Source organism: Telluria sp. PB2R4, assembly GCF_059685695.1.
In genome coordinates, this window is sequence record NZ_JCASIC010000026.1 from 1 (window position 1) to 3,813 (window position 3,813).

Consider the following 3,813-nt stretch of genomic DNA (forward strand, 5'->3'; position numbering starts at 1 on the left):
CTCGTCAACCCCTCGTCCGCTTCGTTTTTCAGATTTTCCTGTTGAGCTTGTTACCGTAAGCACTTGATTACGTTAACGTTTTTTGCTCACACCGAAGCGGAGGCGAACTATAGCAAATCGCAGTGCGTTCGCGCAAGAGTAAATCGCGGGTGTTGTTTCAGCGCCGCTTAGGTGTCGAGTACGTGACTGCGGAGATGCCGCGCGTCCTGCAGCGGTGTGGCGCCGAACAGCCTGCGGTATTCCCTGCTGAATTGGGACGGGCTTTCATAGCCGACCTCATAGGCTACTGCCGCCGCTTCCTGGCTGCCGCTCATGAGGCGGCGGCGCGCCTCGAGCAATCGCACCTGCTTGTGGTACTGCAGAGGGCTCATGATCGTCGCCGTCTTGAAGCGGCGATGCAAGGCATAAGGACTGAGGTGTACGATCTGGGCCAACTCGGCAATGCGGAGCGGCGCGTCATAATGCTCACGGATCCATGAAATCGCCTTGTTGACAGCCTGCTCCTGATGGCCTCCCGCCACGGCGCGACGCATCGAATGGCCGCCCGGTCCGGTGAGGAGGTGGTACATGATTTCCTGTTTGATGAGGCGCCCAAGCACCGGCAAGTCGCCAGGACGTTCGAGCAGACGCATGAGGCGCAGGAAAGCGTCGGTCAATGCCTCGCTTGCGGGATGTACGGTAACGATGGATCCATCGCCCGCTTCAGACAAGGATGGCAAGCCCATCTCGAGCATGAAGGTGGCGATCTCCTTGGGGTCGAGATCCACCCGCAATCCGTAATACGGCTCGGTGGTCGTCGCACTGACAATGCGTCCGGCGACGGGCATCGCAACCCCGGTCTGCACATACTGTCCAGGTCCGTAGTGCAGCACGCGGTCTCCAACCAGCATTTCCTTCTGCCCCTGCACGATCATGCACATCGAGGGCTGCAGCATGCCCCTCCCCACCGGTGTCGGTGCGGACCGGCGGATCAGGGTCAGCCAGGGAAGCGCAGTGCCGATATCGTCGACGGTGCCGGCGCTGCTGGAAAAACACCGGTGCACCGCACGCAGCAGCGAGAGGCGCGCGTATTGATCAGAGAGCGTGTTCATGACCGAGCAATGCTTTGGGTTCCAGGTACTGTTCGAATCCGAATATCCCGAACTCGCGTCCGAGACCGGACTGTTTAAAACCACCGAAAGGCGCTGCCGGTTCATCATACAGCCCATTGATGAAGACCCGCCCGGCCACGATGCGTGAGGCGATACGGTTCGCGCGTGCGAGGTCGCCCGAGAACACATAGGCGTGCAAGCCGTAGATGGTGTCGTTCGCCAGGCGCACGGCTTCCTCTTCGTCCTCATAGGCGATGACGGACAGCACCGGCCCGAAGATCTCTTCGCGTGCAATGCCCATGTCGTTATGCACGTCGCCGAACACCGTCGGCCGCACGAAGTATCCGTGGTCCAGTCCTCGCGGCCGGCCGAGGCCGCCCGTCAACAGGCGCGCGCCCTCGTCCATGCCACGCTGGATATAGCCTTGCACGCGTTCATACTGCGTTCGCGTCACCATCGGCCCAATCACTGTCGCCGGATCGCGCGGGTCGCCAACCCGGAAGGCGTCGAAGGCGCGGACGATCAAGACATGCGCTTCCTCCAGGCGGGCGCGCGGTACCAGCAAGCGCGATCCGGCAAGGCATGCCTGGCCGCTGTTCATGGTCGCCGCGATCGCTGCAAGCGGGATGGCTTTCGCAAAATCGGCATCGTCGAGCAGGATGGTCGGCGACTTGCCGCCCAGTTCCAGCGTCACGCGTTTCATGGTGTCGACCGCACCGCGCGCGATGGCCTTGCCCACGGCCGTGGAGCCAGTAAAGGAGATCTTGGCGATATCCGGATGGCGCACGATCTCGGCGCCGACCGTGTCTCCACGTCCGGTGACGATGTTGAACAACCCGGGCGGCAGCCCGGCGCGATGCAGGACGCGGGTCAGCACCGCGGTCTGGCGGGCGCTCAGCTCGCTGGGTTTGATCACCGCCGTGCTGCCGGCGGCAATTGCCATCGACAGCTTGCTGCAAATGAAGCCCACATTGGCATTCCACGGCGTGATCAGGCCGACCACACCGAGCGGCTCCATCCTCACCCGGGCGCTCGCGATCTGGCGTTCGAAAGCGTAGTCGGCCAACAGCGTCCGCGCGGCAGCAAATGAGGCCGCGGCACGCTTTGCGGTCGCGGTCGAGGTGCGCACCGGTCCGCCATATTCTTCGACCATCTGCGCGCTCAGCTCGTCTTCGGCGGCAGCCACCACGTCGTGCAGGCGCTGCAGCCATTCCATGCGTTGCGCACGGCTGCTGCCCTGCTGCGCGCGGTACGCCAACGAGGCGGCCGCGATCGCCGCTTGCGCGTCGACCTCATCGGCAATTACGACACGGGTGGCTGGCGCCTCGCTGACCGGGTCGATCAGGGTCAGCTCATCCGTGCCGTGCGGCGTGACGAATGCGCCGTTGATATAGATGCTGTCGATGGTTTGCATGCTTCCTCCTACAAAAAGTGGTCGAGCCATCATAGGAGGTGCGCGGTTCCCAGCGGTATCCAGATCCATGTGAAGGGTTGCCTGATCCTGCCATTCTGATTCGATGACAGCACGGTGTGACCGGCCCGCGACTGAGCTTGCGATCGGTATCAGATTCCCCTTGGCGTGCAAGGCGCCATGTTCCATAGTGGGTTCAACAGTGCGCGCATTGATGCTCCGGGGCTTTGGGCGTACTGTTGAGCCATGGAATAAATGCACAAAGAGCAAGAACGACATGACATGGAGATGCGCAACATCATTGAGGAACGCGCGTCGTCCTCCCCGGAGTCCAAGCCCTGTTCGGTTTTAAGAAGATTGCCGTGTTCAACGATCGCTTTGCCGAACTGGCTCACTACGCGAAGGCCTGCCACGCCCTGGGGATGATCATGGTGGTCATCTCGATTGCCATGGTCATGACGCCGGCGATCCATTACCGCAGCTGCCACGGCCACGCGACGTCATCGATGGTCAAGCTCTCATCGAGGATGATCTGCGGCGCCCTCTGGCCGCTGCCGCTGGCTTGGCCCTCGACATGTTTACGGTGATGCACGTCGTCGTGAAAGGCATGTCGGCGCGCATGGCCCTGAGCGTAGGTGCGGGAGTAGGCACGCTGGCTCTGCTATCGGGCTTCTGGTTCGCTCTGCCGCGTCGCGCACACAAGAACTGAACAGCTCGGCCATGTGTGAATTGTCGAACAGATGAGGTTTCGTGCACCCGGATAATGCGTCAGGTCAAAGCGAAGATCGTACGATCGAACTCAGACCTGGGCGCCATGGTCGAAGCACGTCAGCTGCACGACGCAGCACAAGTTTCTTGAACTGGGCTGCACTCGCCAAACCCAAAGTTCCGGTATCGGGGGGAGCATATACGGAGGCGAGTGTTGGCCCAGCCGTGCACAGTACCGGCGGCGACGGCGAAATGGGAAAGCGAGTCTGCAGATTCGCTACCCGCCGCGCCGCGGTGACGCACAGCTGGGAAACCTGGCGGACTGCCCGCCAGACTAAAGCCTCGGTGTAAAGCCGGGGCTTTCTTTTTTCGATCCCTGGACACCAATGGGCCATCCAAAGCAAAAAACCCCACCAGGCGAAAATTCGCAGTGCGAATTCGAGCGGTGGGGTTGTGCGTGCAGACGCAAAAAAGCCCGCTAGATCGCTAGCGGGCTTTTTCTTATAACTAGCCTGACGATAACCTACTTTCACACTGGTTGCAGCACTATCATCGGCGCAAAGTCGTTTCACGGTCCTGTTCGGGATGGGAAGGGGTGGGACC

Annotated in this window: 3 protein-coding genes and 1 rRNA gene; 1 reads left to right on the forward strand and 3 read right to left on the reverse strand. The window is 61.3% G+C overall.

The genetic code is table 11. The annotated features are described in order from the left end of the window. Positions 1-167: 167 nt before the first annotated feature. Positions 168-1,091 carry an AraC family transcriptional regulator gene (locus AC56LU_RS23905; protein WP_497178098.1) on the reverse strand — a complete coding sequence of 308 codons (924 nt, stop codon included), beginning with the start codon at positions 1,089-1,091 and terminating at the stop codon, positions 168-170. After that, complete coding sequence (locus tag AC56LU_RS23910) at positions 1,075-2,505, reverse strand: aldehyde dehydrogenase family protein (protein ID WP_497178099.1); 1,431 nt, start codon at positions 2,503-2,505, stop codon at positions 1,075-1,077. Before AC56LU_RS23910 ends, AC56LU_RS23905 begins: the two co-directional genes overlap by 17 nt. Positions 2,506-2,864: 359 nt before the next feature. Between AC56LU_RS23910 and AC56LU_RS23915 the strand changes: the two genes are divergently transcribed. Continuing rightward, complete coding sequence (locus AC56LU_RS23915; protein WP_497178100.1) at positions 2,865-3,089, forward strand: hypothetical protein; 225 nt, start codon at positions 2,865-2,867, stop codon at positions 3,087-3,089. Positions 3,090-3,720: 631 nt separating this feature from the next. Here the strand turns inward: AC56LU_RS23915 and rrf are convergent. Continuing rightward, positions 3,721-3,813, reverse strand: a 5S ribosomal RNA gene (gene rrf / locus AC56LU_RS23920); the annotation flags it as partial.

Bases quoted from the DNA above. Each gene is read 5' to 3' on its own strand.
- AC56LU_RS23905 (WP_497178098.1), bottom strand. From the start codon at position 1,091: ATGAACACGCTCTCTGATCAATACGCGCGCCTCTCGCTGCTGCGTGCG.
- AC56LU_RS23910 (WP_497178099.1), bottom strand. From the start codon at position 2,505: ATGCAAACCATCGACAGCATCTATATCAACGGCGCATTCGTCACGCCG.